We start from the raw sequence: 21,552 nt of genomic DNA, 5'->3' as shown, positions 1-21,552 counted from the left end.
AACCCGTGTCGGCAATGTGGCGCCCGAAATTCCGAGTATCCGGTGTCGAGGCAGGCGCAATGACTACGTGCAAGGGTCGGTTCATGTTGAACAGAAACTCTGGAAGACTATCAGCGGGTGCGCCGGTCCAGAGTGTTACACGAGGGAGTTATAAGATGACGGAAGTGTTGCTTCTTCTTCGAGCGAGTGGAGCAAAAGTAAATGATCCTCGCTCTGCTTGTGCAGGTTTGCAATAGCAGAGTTGCGGTGCCGAAATGCGGCCGTCGTTGCAACCTCGCGCACTCCAAACAACGACACGAAGTCTTTGAGAAGAGAGATGAGCGCTGCATCGTCGCTAGTTCCATCTATCGGCATGATCACCGGTTCGCGAAGATCAAGTTGCGGGAATCGGGACGTAAAAGAGCTAAGATCATAAGCACCAACCTCTTCGATTCCGAAAGCGGGCGGCGCGGAATAGTTCGTGTCCACTGACCCTATGCGTCTATGGACTGGACACCCACCGCACGCACGCGAAACGATCACCGATCGGCCCGGTGCGTTGCTTCGGTAGAGTTTGTCTAGCAGCGAAGAGATTTCTACCGAGCCGCTAAGCAGTTTGTCGAGTAAGCTGCGATTTTCGTCCGCTGCAACTAACGAGCGCTGACGCTCTTGACCGATCAGTTCCTCGAACCGCTCTTTACTCAGAAGCCCAAATTCATGCATTCCGATGACCGCGCGCTGAAAATAAGTCGACCAGTATTCTTCATTTCGGGCCTCGAAGTCTGAACCAGCCTCCACTTCATGCTGTGCGATTTTGGACGGCGGTTGCGACTCTAGTTGGATCATACCAGCACGCGCCATCATGATGAGAGTGCGCATATTCCAAGATTGATTGTAGTCGGACTGCTGCCTAAGGCGTGGCGGAACCGCAGCGAGATCGACTTCGAGCAACTGACCAATTCCATCAAGCTGATTGCTGCCGCCATACATTGTCGACCAGCGTTCAAAGGCAAGTTCGTCACTGATTAGCGATGGCGAGGCGATCTGGTCGGCGATTTCCTGGTCTCTTCGTGAGTAGATCAGGAAGGAGGCCGAGGGGCAGCCATCGCGACCGCCACGACCAACTTCTTGATAATAGCGATCGAGTGTCTCTGGGACGGTAGCGTGGACAACGGTTCTTACATCCTGTTTGTCGATCCCGACCCCAAAAGCTGAGGTGGCGACGATGCCATCAAGTCTGTTCTCCGACCATTGCTCGATGATGCGCCGCCGAGACAAATCGGAAGTCTCGCCGTGGAAACAATCGAGGCGGGCATAGCCAGTCTGTCGGAGCAATTTGATCCAGCGCTTCGCGTCGCTACGCTTGGTTACGTATAGTATGAAGGGTCGAGGCGCATGGCGCAAAATCTCAAGGACCTTTCGGTCCTTCTCGTTCGGATCGTCTTCGCGGTGTACCCAGTATTGAGGCTCCGGCCGAAGGTGGATCGATGCAATCATATGGACGATTCGAGTTGGACCGAAGAGCGCTTCTATCGTTGCTACGGTGTCCGGTGTTAACGTCGCGGACATCAGTAAGGTTCGAAAGGGCGCCCCCGCAGGACAAGCTGCTAGCAATCCTCGCCGAACACCCGCAAGCATTTGGAATGCAGGCCGAAAACCGTCTCCCCATTGGCTCACTAGGTGCGCTTCATCGATGATCAGATAGCTAAGAGATCCGACCTTTGCCGCTTCATAAAGCGCGGGCAGCAAGGCCCCCGTGGCCGCTTCTGGCGAGCAATAGAGGATACCTTGGCGACCTTCTCGGATCGCGGCTTTTATGGCCGCCCGATCTTCAACACCAAGCCCACTATGCCAGGCAAGCGGTGGGACGTCGCGGCGCGGAAAGCGCCGCTTGAGCATATCCCGCATCTGCCTTGCCTGATCGAGCACAAGAGCGGTCGTCGGTACTATGCACAGCGATAGACCGCCCTCTAGTCCACGCACAAGCACTGGCGCCTGGGCTACGAAACTCTTGCCGGAACCTGTCGGTAACGCAACGATCAGTGTCTCGCCCGGTGGAAGTAGAAACGCGCTGCGTACGGCCTCACGCTGCCCAGGCGACACATACGACCGAAAACCGCTAGTTTCCCCGAGGAAAGGGTCGATAGGTCGTTGCCAATCAAGCCGTACATTCCGCTCGGCAAAGATGTCCTCAAAAACTGGATTGTCCGTGCTCCCTAGCCAGGATGCACTCCATGGTTGCGCTTCAATGAGCACGTGGCCATTCGCCTCGCTGTGCGCGCGCACGCCACACGATGCCCACGCTTCACGATCCGGCCATCCTGGTCGAGTGGGCACGCGCAATTGTGCTTGTTGGCCGTCTCGTAATGACTGGCGAAGCAGCACATGCCGAAATAGAGGAACCGCGTCCGGCGCACTTGGCAACTGCCCGGTTGATTGCGATGCCCTTAATATCTGGCTAATTCGGTCGAAAATACCGTCATGAATTTCACCGCGTTTTTCGGCGCCCGGATCGAGCACAAGTTCCTGAAGAGCGGCGAAATCAAACTCAGCCATTACGAACCGCCTGATACGCGGTCGGTAATGGCGCGGTTCGCTGAGAGGAAAACAGCGCCGACGGTATCTACCCTCACGCTTGGCGCTCGAATGCCTGCTCTCAACGCAGTTGCGAGTATTTCTTCAAAGGCGAGATCGCTTTCGTCTGCAGCATCTGCGTTTGCGCGTACCCTTGCAGCCAATTGCCCAATTCGACCGAGATCCACCTGAAACGCATGCTGCTCCGCTCTGACAAGATTCTCGATGAGTTCTGGATCGGCACGTAGCGCAGTTTCGGCGACAACGCGTGCCTTACCACTCAGATCCGACCAAAACTCGAGTTCAGGAATGCCCAACTGGAGTACGCGCTTCCAGCTCCGGTCGTTGAGGTTTAGATCGACTGCACCGCTGTGATCTGGTTCCACTGAATAACGCCGCGTGAGCCGTGCGAGCAGAGCCTTGTCGGCAACAGGAACCAATTCGCGGTCTAGCCACAGAGAACGATAGAAGGGCGGCAGTGCCATGTCCCCGCGTCGTCTGATCGCCGCGTTCGCTGCGCTGGTTTCACGCCTGTGATCGCCCAAAACTTTGATGGCGCCCGCGACATCCGCCTCGAGCACGAAGTCGAACCGAAAGTAGATATCCGCGACTGGATCACCGACATGGTCAGGCGCAAATCGCCACATCGCAAACGACTTGCCGCGATCGTCGGCCTCGGTGAATTCCGTGACACCGCTTATGAGTGCGTCGCCATAACGCAGTAGAGCCACACCGTTTGCCCGCGCGCTGCGGCTGAGCGCAGTTCGTCGACGAAACGTATAAGGAATGGTCCTGATCGACTGGCCGCGGCGCCCACTCAGATCGAGGTCTAGCGCTCCGCCGCAGTGCGACATGAACGAGGTTAGCGGAAGCAAAGTGCGCTTGTTAGACATAGAATAGACATAGCGGAACGGCGGCGATGGCATGTCGCTTTCGGTTTGCTCATCGATGCGTTGGAACTGGAGCATCTGCTCGAGCCAGAGTACGGTGTCGCTAGCAAGAGATTTCCAGTCGTCGTCTACATCGGAAAGTTCGTCAACCATATCGTTCGGCGGCGCGCCAAGCGCATCGAGGGCGTCCTGTTGGTCGATAGCCTTGAACTCGCGTTCGATCAGACCCTGATCGCCTGCGCTGTCTTTTGTCAGATCAACGAGCGTATCGACGCCATCCATCAACAAGTCCCGGGCAATATCCCCCACCATTTGATCGATCAAATACTGAAGGCTCGCCACAGAGCGATCAAAGACCTTGAGCGCTTTATCGACGTACGCAACCCAGCGAACCTCGACTGGATCATCGTCGCAAACGAGAACGATCGAACGGACGGCGTCCCCCGACCCGTAGCGATCGGCACGCCCCAGACGTTGCTCGATTCGATTGGCATTAAGCGGAAGGTCATAGTGCACAACAACCTTCTTTCCGCCTTGGAGGTTTAGACCCTCTTCTGCATGACGATCACAGACCAGCACCTGATTGTCGCCGCCGTCGTGAAACGCCATCCATTCCGAACCTTCTGTATCGTGTCGGTCTACCGCAATACCGAGTTGCTCTGCAATCCGCTTTGCCAGCATATCGGCAGTCTGGGGGTCCGAACAGAAGACTACGCACTGCGCCTTTGCATCCAGAAACGGCCGGAGCGCATCGATCAGTGCATCCGCCCGATCCTCAAAAAGGCCCTTGCGCTCAAGGCATCGGTTGATCGACGCAAACCGGTCGGCGTCGCCGATCTTCGCCGCTTGGCGCGCGAGGACGCCAACTGTGCCCGCACCTGATCCGGGATATTGCGAAATTCTTTCGAGCACTTGCCAGAAAGCACGTACACGGTCTTTCCTAAGCGAGCCAGTTTCAGGGGCGTCGAGGTTCAAGGCCTCGCCGAACCGCCAATCTTCAATTGCCTCGGTGAGCGCTGCCCGATCATTACTACGGTAACGGACAATCTCCGCACCCGACCTCTCGGGCGTCAGCCCACCAATGCTTCGCCGACGATGACGCAGAATACGACGATGCAGACGGTAAACCTCGCTCAAATGCGCATGAAGCCGACCGATGGCCTCGATGAGTTCCGGGTCGCTCTCATCCGGCATCGTTTCGACGATCTCCCGCAACGCCGCCGCATGCTTCTGCACCAAATCGTCGTCTGGGAATAGGTCAGCGAGTTGATCGATAGTATATTCGAGGTAGAGAGCATTCTCTGGCGTCAAACCAGCAACAATCTCAGCTATGGCCTGGCGGCTTTCGACCTTGCGGCGAAACGCGTCCTCGCCGTCCAGAGAATAAGTCTTCGGGTCAAGTAGATGCAGCATCGATAGAAAGCCGCGTTCGTTGTGCAGAACTGGCGTTGCTGAAAGGAGAAGAACCCGATCTATCTCGGGCGCGGCGGCTGCGATCACTTCATAGGTTTCGTCTACGCCACCTGATCCTCGCTCGCTTAGATGATGTGCTTCGTCGATAACCAACATCGTCGCCTTTGGCAGCAATGCCATGATTTGTTCGCGATCGTCAAAAGCGACAACAAAGATGTTTTGGTCGAAGAACCGTTCGAGGAAGAACTTGCTAGCAAGCTCGGATCGCCACTGCCCGACCAGAGCCTTCGGAACAATCACTAAGATTATTCCACTCTCCTGCGTATCAAGAACGCATTGCCTGATGAGCACAGCGGCCTCAATCGTCTTTCCGAGTCCTACCTCGTCAGCGAGCAGGTAGCGTTGCACAGGATCCTGAAGAACCCGCCGCACGACTTCAATCTGGTGCGCCTCGAGTTCAACAGCGCACGAAAGCAGTGACGACATCCCGAGAGACGCTGCCCGTTGGCGCATTTGCGAGCGGACGAAGGCGCTGCGCGCGTCAGAAAATCGCGGACTTTCGTTAATTCGGTTGGCGAGAAAAGGCGTTGGATCCTCGATGGGTCGGTCCCACCTGACGTATAGGTCTTCGGCTGTCAGGTGTTTCGTCACTCTATTGGGAAACTGGACCAATTGACTATCGCCATGATCGTCGAGCAGTCTACCGATCTCCCATGCGCCCGACGTAGCGTCGAAGTGATAGACGCGTGTTTGTTCCGCGATCCTGACTCGTTCGAGGTCTTGAGCCTCAATTGTGTGCACAATGGTCTCGGAAGCCGGGGACTCGAAATACTCTACAGAGCATCGTGATCCCTTGCGGCCGATTAGCTTGCCAATGCCCAATGGTGCAAGGCGCTCAACTGTGGCTCTTACGAACAACTGCTCAAAAAACCTGCTCAACATTCAGCAACCGAGTGTTCCCCTTCTCCGCACGAGAGATCAACCCCAGTTTGGAGTCATTCTTATATCGAGCGTTCGCGCGCTGGTCTCAAGTCGACCTGGCCTGCCTGCAAACTCCCCCAATAGTAATCCACGGCGACAGATGGCCGCCGTGGATATCCTTTGAAAGCAAAGTCAATCGCAAATGTCAGGATCAAATTACGCTGACGTAAGAGCCGTCATAGTGTCGCCGACTCCTGCAGAGCAACGAAATGTTTCTTCCGCATAATATGGATAATCGGCAGCGCAATTAGAACCATCCAAACTTTCCCAACAATCTGCCCGGAAATGTAATCAAGACTTCCGAAGGCCAAGTAGAGGAAGACCGCGCTGTCTATTACTAGCCCTACAACGCTGCTTGCAAAGACAGCTAGCACAAGTCCTTTCTTCTGAAGGGGAGTATAGACAGCAAGGTCCGCAAGTTCTGAGAGTAAGAACGCGGCAGCCGATGCAATCACCAATGCCGGTGGCGCGAAGAAAGCGGAAAGGGCGGCACCGATGACTATAGCGCTAGCGGCCCACTTCACTCCCAAGCTACGCTGCACCAAGTCGCGCAGCACCAAAGCCAATCCGATCATAAGGACGCCGCTCGGGGCCGTCAGGCCTGGTGCAACCGGGATAAGACAAGGGCCGTCCGGTACACAGAATGTACCAACATTGCCGATCAGCCAGTTGGCCGCCGGAATACAGAGTGCGAAAGCCGCTAGAAAAAAGTATCCTTGTCTCCTGCTCGACATGGTTCTCTCCTTATGTGATTTGTGCTTGTGATGGTTTCGATGACCAGTCTTGCTTTTGATTGGCGAAAACCGCCCACCCCGAGGCCCTAAGTTCGCAGGCTGGGCATGCTCCACACCCGTAGCCCCACTCGTGCAACTCGCTTCTGTCACCTTTGTAGCAAGTGTGCGTCTCGTTCTTGATAAGCTCAACGAGTTCTGCCCCGCCCAACTCGTGGGCCAGTTTCCAAGTGGCCCCTTTGTCAATCCACATCAGTGGTGTGTGGAAGACGTATCGCTTCTCCATTCCAAGGCCGACCGCGACCTGAAGAGCCTTGATGGTATCATCACGACAGTCTGGATACCCCGAGTAGTCGGTCTCACACATTCCACCGACAATGTGTTTGGCATTGCGCCGGTATCCTACTGCCGCCGCGACCGTTAAGAACAAGAGGTTTCGGCCGGGAACAAAAGTATTCGGCAAGCCTGCGTCCGAGAGTTCTATGGCCCGGTCTCGCGTGAGTGCAGTGTCGCTGATCTCCCCAAGAACGCCAAGGTCAACCAAGTGATCTTTGCCAAGTCGGTCAGCCCATTTGGGAAATTTCTGCATAGCGATCTCAAGAAACTTCTGGCGAACCTCGAGTTCCACTCTGTGCGTCTGGCCGTAATCAAATCCAATGGTTTCAACATGTTCAAAATTTTCCAGCGCCCAAGCGAGACATGTTGCCGAGTCTTGTCCACCCGAGAACATCACGATTGCTGTGCCTTCCATTGCTGTTTCCAATCTCAATTCAGGAACGCAGGCTGTCCGGGAAGCGTCGCGCGAGCATGCTCTAGGTCACTTCCTTGGCGGACCCCCTGGTCCCGAACGAGGCGAACCAGGTAATCACTCAGCATTCGGATATCGGGCGGAGTGTTTTGCAAACGGTCCCAGGGTCTCCGTTCCTCATGGCTGAGGATCCACGTTCCTGAAGTCCACGCACACAAACCATCAGACGTTAGACAACTCAGCTTTTCGCGAAAATCTTCTCGTGTTCGAGCACCATGGAGCGCATATGCCATCTCCATTGCGTATCCCAGCGCGATGATTCCCACGCTGTGCTTGAGGCGCGATGTCCGCGGACTCATGCCAATCCATGCTTCCGGGAAGAGGTCCATGACGGCGCCATAGAAATCCGCGATGAGTTTCAAGGACCTCTTTGGTGCATCTTCACTCCTTGCGATATCGCGAAGCGCTCCATTAGAACGTGAATTCATAATGACCCGCTGGATCGCGTTGCTCGAAATCGAGCCCTTTGGGTTTGTGTGTTGCTTGATCTCACCCAAGAGCGCTTGCGGTGTATCCATGTCGCGCCCGTAGTAGTTCAAAAGCGTGGCCATATCCGCAGCAAATGCACGAGAGGACATTCGATCTGGCAAGCCCGAAACAGTCGGCAGCAGTTCGTAGATCAAGTCCTTCGGAAGTGGTCGGGTGTTGTTTATCAGTATGAACTGCCGACGAAGGTCCTCCTCGTCCTCGCAAACGATCGCGCTGACAAAAACCTGGAAGTCCTTGTCTGGCAGGCCATGAAGCGCCGTCAAACGCTGTTGCCCATCAACGATCTGTCCCGGAGGAGTATCTCCAATCTCAACCTCAACTGTTGAGAGGTTCTCGTCTAAGTCCGTCACCCGAACTCCGTCGACAAATGCCAGAACGACGGAGTTTGGAAGCACCGCCGAGTCCTGGCTGAGGTAATCTCGGATTTCATGGATGTGCTTGGAAACTTGGGGGCGCTGAAAGCCAAAAAGCTCTCCTTGTTCGCTTCGTCCGGCCCGCTCGATCCGCGCCATCGCGAAGATGTCCTTAGCCGTTGCGACAAACGAAAATACCTTGTGGCTATCGCTCTGTCGCGCGCGGATAGCTTTAAACTTCAACTTTTTCGACATGATCTCTTGCCTCTTCAATACGTCCCAAATGCTTGCGATAAGCTTGGAGATTATGGATGCCGCGACGCTTGTTTCGGTTGCTTGCGCGGAAAATGATCACATCAATTCCGGCTTCTGCGCAGGCGCGACATCGGCACGCCTTCCAAGGTCTTTCTACCAAAGTTCTTTGATATCTTTCCTTGAGACCTTTCAGTTTACGAGCCTCATTCGGAGTATGGTCATCATCTCGGCCCACGGCCAAGGGCGCTGTGTAGTCCATCACCGCTTCGAGCGCGTCCACTACTTTGACTTCACCTCTGTCATAAGCACGAAGGTTTTCCAAAGCGCGCCGCTCACGAGACTGAAGGTCTTCCTGCGAATACGCGCCTTGTTTCGCGAGGTTCTTGAGACCATTGTTCTCGATAGCCTGAGGAACCCGGATTGCAGAGAAATACTCAAGCCCACCCTCTGGCCTCAGCGCGTAGTAGTTCCGGTTAGAATCCTTGAACGCTCGGATAAGGGGTGAGGTCGTATCAAAGCTGGTAATGTTAAGGTGGCTGAAAGAAGCAATTTCTTCGGCCTTTGCAAATCCTAGGATGTGCATTCCGATATCATTTCCTATAGCGGCGCGTATCGCCTCAAGCGCCTTTTTTATTTGTGGCGCTCTCAACGGAACCATTCCGCCCACTGCGATGTAGCGGTACCCCATCTTCTTTAGGCGCAACGCGGCCTCCGCCATAGACGCTGGCGACCATCCTTGGACAACGCCCATTGGAGTAAAGCTATTACCTAGTCTCTTGCTCTTCTTGAGGAACTCTTCTGCGTTCACGGACGTGATCTCAAACCGTCGGCGGTTTTCTTCGAGTTGAGAGTTCTCAGTGCTGGCGTCGTCACTATCCTCATCGTAATCGAAGATGACATGATCGATTGAGCACCCGTGTGTAAACTGTCCGTCTCCGTAGAAATCGACCATTTCCTCGGCGGTATAGGGCGGATACTCGAGCTTGTGGTAAGTGAACGCTCCGCAGTCACCGAACATGAGCGAACCAGGAAAATCCTTCTCACGGAGCCTCAGGAACTCCCTTGCCCCGACGCGCCTAAAACGCATGGCTTGGCTTTCGGAGTATTTACCCCCGCCCTGATAACCACCGACAATCGCTCGCGAAACGAGCACACCGTCATAGGGCGCGTAGCCCAGATACTCATGCGGATAACTGTCGTCCCAATATGGTTCCCGGGTAGACGGTGAGCGATCCGTCAAGAAATCGTATCGCGGATCGACGTAGTCCAAGCTGTCTGCAAAGATGAACTTCATTTCGCCGCCTGCTTTTGAGATTCAGCGAAATCAAGCTGTACGAGATGCTCCGCGAGCGCCTTAATATGCCTAGGCGTGTTCTGGATTTCGTTCCAGGGTAAGCCAAGCGCATCCCACGTACCATCTGTCCAACAGCAATAGGGTGCTATGCGTCGAAGAGCAGCCTCGACTTCTTCAGACACATTTTTCGTCTGGTGCATTCGGGGCATCATGCGGTCCATGAGAACACCCATGGCTTGGATACCTGCCGAGTGCATCAATCGACTGTCCTGTGGCTTTAGTCCCCAAGCCTCGGGGAAAACTGACTTAACCGCGCTCCAATAAACGCAGAGGAGACGATACATCCCTTCGACATCGGCGGCACCGTCGGCCATGGTATTTTTGTATAGTGCCAAGGCCCCGTAGTTGTTGATTGAATGCTTCATCATGTTGATGAGAGCTGTGTCGATGACCACGGCTGTGGAGTTGTCTTGTTCATCTGAGACCCGCCGTATCAATTTGTAGAAGGGCGACTTCGCATCCTTATTCAGGATACCGCAGAGCTCGCTAGGTATCTTTGCTGGACGCAAATCATGCGGCAGGTCGGCGGAGATTTCAGGGAGTAGTTCGTTGATAAGTCGCCGCGGCAAAGGTTTTGCCTTGTTCACGAGAATGAACTGCTCGCGCTGAACGTCGATGCTCGGAGCTACAAAGCCAACGACTGGAACCATAATGTCTTGGTTGGAGCTACGACTAAGGGCGAACGCTCTTTGCTGTCCATCGACAATCCAGGCGGCTTTTCGATCAATGTCGTTCAGAGGTATTGAAAGCGTGCCGCTTACGGCTCCTTCGGGACTTGGGCCGCGCGATTGCTTGAATTCGATGCTGGATTGAAAGGCTAGGATGATAGCGTTCGGGAAAAGGACCTCTCCACGATCCAAGTACTCGACAATACTGCGAACGTGGTTCTGGATTTCCTTCCTTTGAAAGCCTTTGAGTTCATCCGCATCATCTCTGTGAACACGGGAGATATCTGCAATCCGCAAGACGTCTGCGCCACGCATGAAGAAGCTGAAGACATCGACATCTGCGCCTTGCTGCGCCTTTAGAGCCCGAAGGTGAAGCAACTTACCACTCATGCTATCCCCTCCAGACGTCTTTTCTTCGCGACCTTGAAGAGGTCGCGAAATCGACCTTGCTCGCAGGCATGACCGCTATCCCGAAGCAGCCTCAGGGATACACCAGAGCGGCCTCCGGCAGCGCTCCAATTGTCCAGGACAAAATCAACAACCTCTTCGTCGGTCATGCGCGTGCGCACTGGGATTTCACGGTGCTCCCAGTTCTTCATGATGTCTGACAAGACAGCGCCGTCGTCATGTGGGCTTGCGCCCTCGATCATTCCTGATGCGAGACAATCTGCGTAGTGACGTAGCGCACGACTACTGAAATCAGACATCGTCCCACTTATCGGACTGTTAGGTCCGTTGAGACGCATATCGTACGGCATGACTGACGAGGACAGCCTGCGTGGAAGGTGTTCGTTTATCCCAGCGCCGAATATCCGGAGGCGTCCGATATCTTCTTCTGAAACGGCAGAAAGTTCTTCATCGATGAGTTTTGCGTAACTGGCGGATAAAGAAATCAGCACCAATACTTCTGAAGCTTCCCGCAGGAGATCATTGATTCCGAATGAAGCGGTTCGTGACGCCCTCAAGGCCCTCCACCAAACGCCAGGTCCAGATTGTCCCTCAGTAATCTTACGAAGGATGGCATCTTCGCCTGATGGCGCAACCGTCAAACTGTAGGAAGGAATCGGGTGGCCTTGCCTTACCAACCCGAGGCCGGCAGAGATCACAACCAGTTCGGACGAAAGAATCTTGGCGGCCGTGGCGGCTTCTTGGTAGGCGCGACCACAGTAGACCATGCTGTGATCCGCATGGCAGCACTGGGGTGACAACCGCGCTTCCCACTCCGCGGCTACTTCGAAAGCGGAACCGTTGGGAAGATTGCGCGCCAGGAGCGTCTCAGGCGGACGAATCCGCTTGCGATCAGTACAGGGAATCAGAACTAATGGCTTCAACTTCAGGGCACCGGCAGCGTGTGGCTTTGCAGTTATTGCACAACATACAGACCTGAGCAACAAAACAACTGCGCGTGGTTGGCAATCCCTGATGCGAAATAACTGTGTCGCGCCGTGTGGGAAGTGGCGCTCACTTTCAGTTTGATGACTTGACTTGAGCGGCAGTTGCGTGACTGCTCTCATTGGTGGCCTGCCCTTTCCCTGTCTTTGCACGCCAGAGCCCTACGCCCCTTGAATCACTGTTGAGCGCGGCCGGTTTCCGGTTTTCTTGATGGACCCGATCCAGGGCCGCCCGTCGGTGGCCACTCACGGAACGGGGACAGCATGGCAGAGGCAGTTCGGAAACCGGAAGCGATGGCCCGCGGCGCGCGGATGCTGCGCACGGCGCTCGGGCCCGCCATCGCCGGGTTTCTGGAAGACCCGATGACCGTCGAGGTCATGCTCAATCCCGACGGGCGGCTCTGGATCGACCGGCTGTCCGAGGGGCTCTCTGACACTGGCGCCACGCTGTCGCCCGCCGATGGCGAGCGGATCGTGCGCCTCGTCGCCCATCATGTCGGGGCCGAAGTGCACGCCGCGCGCCCGCGCGTCTCGGCCGAACTGCCCGAGACCGGGGAACGCTTCGAGGGGCTCCTCCCGCCCGTGGTCACCGCGCCCTGTTTCGCGATCCGCAAACCCGCCGTCGCGGTCTTCACGCTCGCCGATTACGTCGCGTCCGGGATCATGGGCGAGACCCAGGCGGCGCTGTTGCGCGCGGGCGTTGCCGCGCGGGCCAATATCCTCGTGGCGGGCGGAACCTCGACCGGCAAGACGACCCTGACCAATGCGCTCCTGGCCGAGGTTGCTGGATCGTCGGACCGCATCGTGATCATCGAGGACACGCGCGAGCTGCAATGCACAGCACCCAACCTCGTCGCCCTGCGCACCAAGGACGGCGTCGCTTCGCTCTCCGATCTTGTCCGCTCCTCGCTCCGCCTGCGCCCCGACCGCATTCCCATCGGCGAGGTGCGCGGGGCCGAGGCGCTTGACCTTTTGAAGGCCTGGGGCACCGGGCATCCCGGCGGGATCGGCACGATCCACGCGGGCTCCGCCCTCGGCGCGCTGCGCCGGATGGAGCAGCTCATCCAGGAGGCCGTGGTCACCGTGCCGCGCGCCCTCATCGCCGAGACCATCGATCTCATCGCCGTCCTCTCCGGGCGCGGGGCCAGCCGGCATCTCGCCGAACTCGCCCGCATCGAGGGGCTCGGACCGGACGGAGACTACCGCATCATCCCGGCGGCGCGGCCGACCGGGCTGGAAACCAAGACAGGAGACCCCTCATGACCCAATTCTTTCACCTGGCTGCGCGCGCAGGCCACCCATGCCGTCACCTACGCCACCGTCACCCTGATGCTGGCCGGACCCGCCCGGGCGGCGGGATCCTCCATGCCCTGGGAAGCGCCGCTGCAATCGATCCTCGAGTCGATCGAGGGGCCGGTCGCCAAGATCATCGCCGTGATCATTATCATCGTCACCGGCCTGACTTTAGCCTTCGGCGACACTTCCGGGGGCTTCCGCCGCCTGATCCAGATCGTCTTCGGCATCTCCATCGCCTTTGCCGCGAGTTCCTTCTTCCTGAGCTTCTTCAGCTTCGGCGGCGGGGCGCTGATTTGATGGTGACGACCGGTTCACCGCAGGGGAACGCGGCTTTCCAGTGGAAAGCCGCGAGGGAGGAACGCCATGAGCGGTAGCGAATGGCCCGCTTTCGAACAGCTGGCGGACGTGCCGGGCTTCACCGTCCCGGTCCACCGGGCGCTGACCGAGCCGATCCTGCTGGCCGGTGCGCCGCGGGCCTTCGCGATCCTGAACGGCACACTGGCCGGGGCTATCGGGCTCGGGCTGCAACTCTGGGTCGCCGGGATCGTCATCGGCCTCCTGGGCCACGTGGTGGCGGTCTGGGCCGCACGACGCGATCCGCTCTTCGTCGAGGTCGGTCGCCGGCATCTGCGCCTTCCCGGTCATCTCGAGGTCTGAGGGCGCGCACATGATGAACCTCGCGGAGTATCGCCGGAAAGGGACGCGGCTGGCGGATTACCTGCCCCGGGCGGCGCTGGTGGCCCCCGGCGTGGTGCTGAACAAGGATGGCAGCCTGCAACGCTCGGCCCGGTTCCGCGGCCCCGATCTCGACAGCGCGGTCGCGGCGGAACTCGTGGCCGTGGCGGGGCGCATCAACAACGCCTTTCGCCGTCTCGGGTCCGGCTGGGCGATCTTCGTCGAGGCGCAGCGCGTGCCGGCGGCCGACTATCCCGACAGCCGCTTTCCCGACACGGCCTCGGCGCTTGTCGATGCCGAGCGCCGCGCGGGGTTCGCCGGGCAGGGGGCGCATTTCCAGTCGGACTATCTTCTGACCTTCCTTTACCTGCCGCCCGCCGAGGAGGCTGCGCGGGCCGAGACCTGGCTTTACGAAGGCCGCGACAAGACCGGCATCGATGCAGGCGAGGTGCTGCGCGGGTTCATTGACCGCACCGATCGCGTGCTGGCGCTGTTCGACGGGATCATGCCCGAATGCCGCTGGATGGGTGACAGCGAGACGCTGACCTATCTGCACTCCACCATCTCGACGCAGGCCCACCGCGTCCGCGTGCCGGAAACCCCGGCCTATCTCGACGCGCTTCTGGCCGATCAGCCGCTGACCGGCGGGCTCGAGCCGCGGCTCGGGACCGCCCATCTGCGCGTCCTGACCCTCTCGGGCTTCCCGACCGCCACCACGCCCGGGATCCTCGACGATCTCAACCGGCTGGCCTTCCCCTATCGCTGGGCGACCCGCGCGATCCTGATGGACAAGATGGAGGCGACCCGCATGGTCGCGCGCATCCGCCGCCAATGGTTCGCCAAGCGCAAATCCATCGCCGCGATCCTGAAAGAGGTGATGACCAACGAGCAATCCGCGCTGGTCGACACGGACGCCGCCAACAAGGCCGCCGATGCCGACATGGCCCTGCAGGAACTCGGCGCCGATATCGCAGGCGAGGCCTATGTCACGGCGACGCTCATCGTCTGGGACGAGGATCCGCGCCGCGCCGACGAGAAGCTGCGCCTCGTCGAGAAGGTCGTGCAGGGCCGGGACTTCACCGCCATGGTCGAGACGGTGAACGCGGTCGATGCCTGGCTCGGCTCGCTGCCGGGGCAGGCTTACGCCAATGTCCGCCAGCCGCCGATCTCCACCCTGAACCTCGCCCATATGATCCCGCTCTCCGCCGTCTGGGCGGGGAGGAGCGGGATGCGCATTTCGACGGACCGCCGCTGCTCTACGGCAAGACCGAGGGCGCGACGCCCTTCCGCCTGTCGCTCCACGTGGGCGATGTCGGCCACACGCTGGTCGTCGGTCCCACCGGGGCGGGCAAATCGGTGCTCCTTGCGCTCATGGCGCTGCAGTTCCGCCGCTACCCGGGCGCACAGGTTTTCGCCTTCGACTTCGGGGGCTCGATCCGCGCCGCCACGCTGGCCATGGGCGGGGACTGGCATGATCTCGGCGGCGAGCTGACCGAGGCCGCGGACGCGACGGTCTCCCTGCAGCCACTTGCCTGGATCGACGATCCCGCCGAGCGCAGCTGGGCCGCAGGCTGGATCGGTGCGATCCTCGCCCGCGAGGGCATCACGATCACGCCGGAGGTGAAGGAGCATCTCTGGTCCGCGCTGACCTCGCTGGCCTCGGCCCCGTTGGGCGAGCGCACGATCACCGGTCTCGCCGTCCTGCTGCAATCCTCCGATCTGAAACAGGCCCTGCGCCCCTATTGCCTCGGTGGTGCCCATGGAAGGCTGCTCGATGCCGAGACGGAAGAGCTTGGCGCGGCCTCGGTCCAGGCCTTCGAGATCGAAGGGCTGGTCGGCACCGCCGCGGCGCCCGCGGTTCTCTCCTATCTCTTCCACCGCATCGGCGACCGGCTCGACGGGCGGCCGACGCTGCTGATCATCGACGAGGGCTGGCTCGCGCTCGATGACGAGGGCTTCGCGGGCCAGCTCCGCGAATGGCTGAAGACGCTACGGAAAAAGAATGCCTCGGTGATCTTCGCCACTCAATCGCTCTCGGATATCGACGCCTCGGCCATCGCGCCCGCCATCATCGAAAGCTGCCCGACCCGGCTGCTTCTTCCCAACGAGCGCGCCATCGAGCCCCAGATCACCGCGATCTACCGCCGCTTCGGCCTCAATGACCGCCAGATCGAGATCCTCGTCCGGGCCACGCCCAAGCGCGACTATTACTGCCAGTCGCGGCGCGGCAATCGGCTCTTCGAACTCGGCCCCTCCGAGGTCGGCCTCGCCCTTTGCGCCGCCTCGTCCAAGTCCGACCAGGCGCTGATCTCGGAGATCCTCGCAGACCATGGGCGCGACGGCTTTCTCGCCGCCTGGCTCGAGGCCCGCGGGGTCGGCTGGGCCGCCGAGCTGATCCCCGACCTGACAAATCTCGCGCTGGAGCCTGACGTATCGGATGCACCGATCCCCCAAGCCCCCGAACCCGCAGAGGAGACCACCCCATGACCCATGCCGCCCATCGCCTGTCCCGCCTCGCCAGCGCCTCCGCCTTGGCCCTGGCGCTGGCCGCCCCCATCGGTCTTTCGCCGATCTTTGCCACGCCCGCCCAGGCTTTCCTCTTCGGCGGGGGCGGGCGCATCGTCTATGACCCGCGCAATCACGCCGAGAACATCCTCTCCGCCGCCCGGGCGCTGGAGCAGATCAACAACCAGATCACCCAGCTACAGAACGAGGCGCAGATGCTGATGAACCAGGCCCGCAACCTTGCGAGCCTGCCCTATTCCTCGCTGCAGGCGCTGCAGCAGAATGTCGACCGGACGCGGCAGCTTCTGTCCCAGGCGCAGAACATCGCCTTCGATGTCGCCCAGATCGACCAGGTCTTTCAGCTGGACTACGCCAATATCCCCATGGCCGCGCCCGAGGCGCAGCTTCTGGCCGATGCGCGCTCCCGCTGGGAAAACACCGTCGGCGGGCTGCAGGACGCGCTGCGCGTGCAGGCGGGTGTCGTCGGCAATCTCGACGGTCAGCGCGCCGAGCTCTCCGCCCTTGTCGGCGAAAGCCAATCCGCCGTCGGCGCCTTGCAGGCGACCCAAGCGGGTAACCAGCTCCTCGCGCTGCAGTCCCAGCAGATCGCCGACCTGATCGCCGTCGTCGCCGCCAACGGCCGTGCCTCGGCATTGGTCGAGGCCGAGCGGTCCGCGGCGGCCGAACAGGGCCGGGTCCAGCGCGAGCGGTTCCTCACACCGGGCGCGGGCTACCAGCCCGGCAATGCCCGGATGTTCAACAACTGAGGGGGGACAGGCCCATGGAGGGATCGGTCCTCGCGCGCATCGCCGCCATCGTCTTCGTCGCCATCGCGATCACCGCGGCACTGGTGGAGATGGGCCGGGACGAGGTGGGGCAGACGGTGCGTCCGGCGGCTTTGCCTGTTCCGGAGGCCGATCCCTTGCGCGCCGAACAGCGGCGTTGCCAGGAATTGGGCGAGGCCGCGGCCTCCGATCCCGACTGCCTCGCCATCTGGGCCGAAACCCGCGACCGCTTCCTCGGGCGCGACCGGGCCGGGGAAGAGTGAGCCATGGGCGGCACCGGCGTCATCGACACCTTCCTCGGGGTCTTCACCTCCTATATCGACAGCGGCTTCGGGCTTTTGGGGGCGAGGTCACCTTCATCGCCAGCACGCTCATCGTGATCGACGTGACGCTGGCGGCGCTCTTCTGGGCCTGGGGTGCGGATGACGACATCATCGCCCGCCTCGTGAAAAAGACCCTCTTCGTCGGCGTCTTCGCCTGGCTCATCTCCAACTGGAACAGCCTTGCGGCCATCGTCTTCGACAGTTTCGCGGGGCTGGGTCTCTTGGCCTCCGGCACCGGCTTCTCGCCCGCCGATCTCCTGCGCCCGGGCCGCGTGGCGCAGACCGGTCTCGATGCCGGGCGACCGCTTCTGGAATCCACCGCCGATCTCATGGGCTTCGTCGCCTTCTTCGAGAACTTCATCCAGATCGCCTGCCTGCTCTTCGCCTGGACGCTCGTGCTTCTGGCCTTCTTCCTGCTCGCCGTGCAGCTTTTCGTGACGCTGATCGAGTTCAAGCTCACGACCCTCGCGGGGTTCGTCCTCATCCCCTTCGGTCTCTTCGGCAAGACCGCCTTCATGGCCGAGCGGGTGCTCGGCAATGTCGTTTCCTCCGGCATCAAGGTGCTGGTGCTGGCGGTGATCATCGGCATCGGCTCGACGCTCTTCGGCCAGTTCACCGCCGGCTTCGGGGGCGTGACGCCCACCATCGACGAGGCCATGGCGATCGTGCTGGCCGCGCTCTCGCTCCTCGGTCTCGGCATCTTCGGGCCCGGCATCGCCACGGGCCTCGTCTCCGGCGGGCCGCAACTGGGCGCGGGGGCCGCCGTCGGCACCGGGCTTGCCGTGGGCGGCGCCGCGGTCGCGGCGGGTGGCGGGGCCATGCTCGCGGCTCGAGGTACTGGCGCACTCGCCTCTGGCGGGGCCGCTGCCACGCGCGGAGCTGCTGCCGCCACCGGGGCTGCGTCCACAGCCTACAGCCTCGGATCCATGGGTCAGACTGGGGCCGCCGGTGTGGCCTCTGGTCTCGGCGGCGTAGCAAGAGCCGCGGGATCCGCGGCTGCATCGCCCCTGCGCCGGGCCGCCGCCTCGGCTTCCGAAGCGGTCAAGTCAAGCCACGCCGGAGGCGCGCGCGCGGGCTTCGCCGCCACCGGCGGCACCTCCTCGCTCGGCAGCGTGGCAGGTGCGTCGACCGCCATGACCGCCTCGGCAGGCAGTCCACCGGCCTGGGCGCGCTCGATGCGCCGCAGCCAGGCCATGAGCCATGGCGTTTCCGCCGCCACCCATGCGTTGCGTGCCGGGGACAGTCCCGGTTCCGGCGCCTCCGTTTCCCTGTCCGAAAGCGACCGCCCATGAACCTCTTCAAACGCGCCGCCGCGCATTACGGCAAGACCCCGGACCCCGAGACCCCTTACCAGAAGACCGCCCAGGTCTGGGACGAGCGCATCGGCTCCGCCCGGGTGCAGGCGAAGAACTGGCGCCTCATGGCCTTCGGCTGCCTGGTCCTCGCGGGTGGCTTCGCAACGGCGTTGGTCTGGCAATCGGCGCGCGGCACCGTCGTGCCTTACGTCGTCGAGATCGACCGCCACGGCGAGGCCCGCGCTGTCGAGGCGGCCAGCGCGGGGTATCGCCCGAGCGATCCGCAGATCGCCTGGCATCTCGCCCGCTTCATCGAGGAGGTCCGGGGCCTGCCAGCCGATCCGATCATCGTGCGGCAGAACTGGCTGCGGGCGTATGAGTTCACCACCGATCGTGGCGCGCTGGCGCTGAACGATCATGCCCGCGCCAACGACCTCTTCACGCGGGTCGGCGAGGATCAGGTCTCGGTCGAGGTCTCGAGCGTCATCCGTGCCTCGCCCGACAGTTTCCGGGTGGCCTGGGCCGAACGGCACTACGAGAACGGCCAGCTCGCGCGCACCGAACGCTGGACCGCGATCCTGACCATCGTGATCGAGCCGCCGCGCACGGCGGACCGCCTGCGCGCCAATCCTCTCGGAATCTACGTGAATGCGATCAATTGGTCGCGGGAGATGAGCCAATGACCCGACCGATCCTACCCAGCATCCTCTTGGCCTTCACGCTCCTTGCCAGCTGCGCCAGCGACCGCCCGCCGGCATTCGCCTATGACGACGCGGTCCCACCCTTGCCGTCACCGCCTGCTACAGGACCCGACGACCGCACGCGCCCGCTCCATGTCCCGCCGGCCTCGACCCCGAGCCGGGGCGGCGAGGCCGCCGCCACACCCGTCGCGCAGGTCGGCAATGCCAATCAAGCCGCCCGCGTCGAACCGCGGCAGGCGGGGTATTTCAACGCGATCCAAATTTATCCCTGGTCGGAGGGCGCGCTCTATCAGGTCTATGCCGCCCCGGGTCAGATCACGACCATCGCGCTCGAACCCGGCGAACGGCTGTCGGGCACCGGCCCGATCGCGGCGGGCGACACGGCGCGCTGGATCATCGGCGACACCGAAAGCGGCGCGGGCCGGGACACCCGCGTCCTCGTCCTCGTGAAACCCACGCGGCCCGATATCCGCACGAACCTCGTGATCTCGACTGACCGGCGGACCTACCTGATCGAGCTCAACGCCAGCGAAGAGACCTGGATGCCGGCCATCTCCTGGGCCTATCCGCGCGCGCCCGAGACACCCCGCGTCGCGCCGGCCACGCCGCGTATCCCGCCCGCGCATGCGCGCAACCACCGCTACGGGCTGCAAGGCGACAACCCGCCCTGGCGGCCGGTCTCGGTCTTCGATGACGGGCGCCGGGTCTATGTCGTCTTTCCGCGCGGCATTGCCCAGGGCGAGATGCCACCGCTCTTCGTTCTCGGGGCCGATGGCGAGCTGGAGATCGTCAACTCCCGCATCCACGGCAATGTGCTTATCGTCGACCGACTCTTTGGTGCGGCGGAACTGCGCCTTGGCCGCGGACCCCGGCAGGAGGTGGTCCGTATCCTGAGGATCGAGCCCCAAACCGAGGCAACGGTGGTGCGGCACAATCCGGAGCAGGGGACATGAGCGAAACATCGACCGACACCGCTGCCGCGATGCGCCTGCGCGCCGATCCGCCGCGCGTCACGCGGATTTCCCGCAAGGTGATTGTCGGGCTCGGCGTCGCCGCGGGTCTCGGCATCGGTGCGGCGCTGATCTATGGCCTACAACGCCCGGACCGGACGGCCGCGCCGGAGGAATTGATCACCACCGACCGACGCCAGCCCGCCGATGGCCTTCGCGATCTGCCCGGTAGCTATGATGCCATTCCCCGGCTCGGTCCGCCCCTGCCGGGCGACCTCGGCGGCGGCATCCTCGACGCGCAGCAACGCGGCCAGCCCATTGCGGCTCCAAGCCTCGCGCCCCCGACCATGGACCCGGCGGAGCAGCAGCGGCTTGCCGAACTAGAGGCCGCCCGTGTCAGCGACCTGTTCTTCCAGACACGGTCCGGGGCGCCCGCGTCTCCGGGGTTCCAAATGCCGCCTGCGGCACCCGGGGGCGGGATGGTGGCCCGCCCGGAAACCGATCCGCGCCATGCCTTCCTGACCGGGCCGATCGACCGCCGCACGGTCGCCCCCGACCGCGTGCAACCTTCGGCCTCGCCCTGGCTCCTGCAGGCCGGCTCCGTCATCCCGGCCGCGCTGATCACCGGCATCCGCTCCGATCTGCCAGGTCAGATCACGGCGCAGGTCACCCAGAACGTCTATGACAGCCCCACCGGCAGCCTGCTCCTGATCCCGCAGGGCACCCGCCTGATCGGGGCCTATGACGACAGCATCACCGTCGGCCAGCGTCGTGTGCTCCTGGTCTGGACCCGGCTGATTTTCCCCGATGGACGGTCCCTCGTGCTCGAACGCCAGCCCGGTGCCGATGCCGCGGGTTATGCGGGTCTCGAGGACCGCGTCGACAATCACTGGGCCAGCATCCTGCGCGCGGCGGGGCTTTCGACCCTGCTCGCCGTTGGCGCGGAGTTGTCCCTCGACGAGGAAGACCGCCTCGCTCGTGCCCTCCGGGACGGAGCCCTCGACACGATCAACGAGGCCGGGCAGCGCATCGTTCAACGCCAGCTGGAGGTTCCGCCAACCCTCACAATTCGCCCGGGCTTCCCCGTCCGTGTGATCGTCACGCGCGATCTCGTCTTCGCGCCATCCGGAGGCTGA

16 protein-coding genes and 2 pseudogenes are annotated in these 21,552 nt (G+C 61.2%); 10 read left to right on the top strand and 8 right to left on the bottom strand.

The annotated features are described in order from the left end of the window. Window positions 1-135 precede the first annotated feature (135 nt). The 8 genes from dpdF to ACERZ8_RS03620 form a co-directional block, all read right to left on the bottom strand. Window positions 136-2,535, bottom strand: a complete 2,400-nt coding sequence (gene dpdF, locus ACERZ8_RS03655) for a protein DpdF (protein ID WP_407590766.1) — start codon at window positions 2,533-2,535, stop codon at window positions 136-138. Beyond that, entirely contained in the window at window positions 2,535-5,798 is a 3,264-nt protein-coding gene (gene dpdE / locus ACERZ8_RS03650) for a protein DpdE (RefSeq protein ID WP_407590765.1), read from the bottom strand. The genes dpdF and dpdE overlap by 1 nt, the downstream gene beginning before the upstream one ends. Before the next feature lie 215 nt (window positions 5,799-6,013). Then, on the bottom strand, window positions 6,014-6,571 hold the full coding sequence (locus ACERZ8_RS03645; RefSeq protein WP_407590764.1) for a VUT family protein: 558 nt from the start codon (window positions 6,569-6,571) through the stop codon (window positions 6,014-6,016). A gap of 10 nt (window positions 6,572-6,581) precedes the next feature. Continuing rightward, window positions 6,582-7,319 (bottom strand): 7-cyano-7-deazaguanine synthase QueC, encoded by a 738-nt coding sequence (gene queC / locus ACERZ8_RS03640; protein WP_407590763.1) that lies wholly within the window; start codon window positions 7,317-7,319, stop codon window positions 6,582-6,584. A 14-nt stretch (window positions 7,320-7,333) separates the two neighbouring features. Further along, entirely contained in the window at window positions 7,334-8,473 is a 1,140-nt protein-coding gene (gene dbpB / locus ACERZ8_RS03635) for a DGQHR domain-containing protein DpdB (RefSeq protein ID WP_407590762.1), read from the bottom strand. Next, window positions 8,451-9,767: a tRNA-guanine transglycosylase DpdA gene (gene dpdA / locus ACERZ8_RS03630; protein ID WP_407590761.1), complete on the bottom strand. Its 1,317-nt coding sequence runs from the start codon at window positions 9,765-9,767 to the stop codon at window positions 8,451-8,453. The genes dbpB (ACERZ8_RS03635) and dpdA overlap by 23 nt, the downstream gene beginning before the upstream one ends. Next, complete coding sequence (dbpB, locus tag ACERZ8_RS03625; protein WP_407590760.1) at window positions 9,764-10,885, bottom strand: DGQHR domain-containing protein DpdB; 1,122 nt, start codon at window positions 10,883-10,885, stop codon at window positions 9,764-9,766. The genes dpdA and dbpB (ACERZ8_RS03625) overlap by 4 nt, the downstream gene beginning before the upstream one ends. Further along, complete coding sequence (locus ACERZ8_RS03620; protein WP_407590759.1) at window positions 10,882-11,826, bottom strand: hypothetical protein; 945 nt, start codon at window positions 11,824-11,826, stop codon at window positions 10,882-10,884. Before ACERZ8_RS03620 ends, dbpB (ACERZ8_RS03625) begins: the two co-directional genes overlap by 4 nt. A gap of 372 nt (window positions 11,827-12,198) precedes the next feature. Here ACERZ8_RS03620 and trbB point away from each other — a divergent pair, with 372 nt between their 5' ends. The 10 genes and pseudogenes from trbB to ACERZ8_RS03570 all read left to right on the top strand — a co-directional run bounded on the left by trbB (window position 12,199) and on the right by ACERZ8_RS03570 (window position 21,552). After that, window positions 12,199-13,149, top strand: a complete 951-nt coding sequence (gene trbB, locus ACERZ8_RS03615) for a P-type conjugative transfer ATPase TrbB (RefSeq protein WP_455771658.1) — start codon at window positions 12,199-12,201, stop codon at window positions 13,147-13,149. 66 nt (window positions 13,150-13,215) lie between these two features. Then, entirely contained in the window at window positions 13,216-13,479 is a 264-nt protein-coding gene (locus ACERZ8_RS03610; RefSeq protein ID WP_367274677.1) for a TrbC/VirB2 family protein, read from the top strand. 66 nt (window positions 13,480-13,545) lie between these two features. Then, window positions 13,546-13,839, top strand: coding sequence for a VirB3 family type IV secretion system protein (locus ACERZ8_RS03605; protein ID WP_407590757.1), 294 nt, complete (start codon window positions 13,546-13,548; stop codon window positions 13,837-13,839). Between the two features lie 10 nt (window positions 13,840-13,849). Next, window positions 13,850-16,344: pseudogene (gene trbE, locus ACERZ8_RS03600) on the top strand (conjugal transfer protein TrbE). Beyond that, window positions 16,341-17,129: a P-type conjugative transfer protein TrbJ gene (gene trbJ, locus ACERZ8_RS03595; protein WP_407590756.1), complete on the top strand. Its 789-nt coding sequence runs from the start codon at window positions 16,341-16,343 to the stop codon at window positions 17,127-17,129. Before trbE ends, trbJ begins: the two are co-directional and overlap by 4 nt. 14 nt (window positions 17,130-17,143) lie before the next feature. Next, complete coding sequence (trbK-alt, locus tag ACERZ8_RS03590) at window positions 17,144-17,410, top strand: putative entry exclusion protein TrbK-alt (protein ID WP_407590754.1); 267 nt, start codon at window positions 17,144-17,146, stop codon at window positions 17,408-17,410. 3 nt (window positions 17,411-17,413) lie between these two features. After that, window positions 17,414-18,762, top strand: a pseudogene (gene trbL / locus ACERZ8_RS03585) (P-type conjugative transfer protein TrbL). Next, a complete protein-coding gene (trbF, locus tag ACERZ8_RS03580) occupies window positions 18,759-19,448 on the top strand; it encodes a conjugal transfer protein TrbF (RefSeq protein ID WP_407590753.1) in 690 nt (229 codons plus the stop codon). Before trbL ends, trbF begins: the two are co-directional and overlap by 4 nt. Continuing rightward, window positions 19,445-20,419 (top strand): P-type conjugative transfer protein TrbG, encoded by a 975-nt coding sequence (gene trbG, locus ACERZ8_RS03575; protein ID WP_407590752.1) that lies wholly within the window; start codon window positions 19,445-19,447, stop codon window positions 20,417-20,419. The genes trbF and trbG overlap by 4 nt, the downstream gene beginning before the upstream one ends. Then, window positions 20,416-21,552: a TrbI/VirB10 family protein gene (locus ACERZ8_RS03570; protein WP_407590751.1), complete on the top strand. Its 1,137-nt coding sequence runs from the start codon at window positions 20,416-20,418 to the stop codon at window positions 21,550-21,552. The genes trbG and ACERZ8_RS03570 overlap by 4 nt, the downstream gene beginning before the upstream one ends.

The organism is Tateyamaria armeniaca (assembly GCF_045797845.1).
GTDB lineage: Bacteria > Pseudomonadota > Alphaproteobacteria > Rhodobacterales > Rhodobacteraceae > Tateyamaria > Tateyamaria armeniaca.
This window is presented reverse-complemented; position numbering and strand designations above follow the sequence as displayed.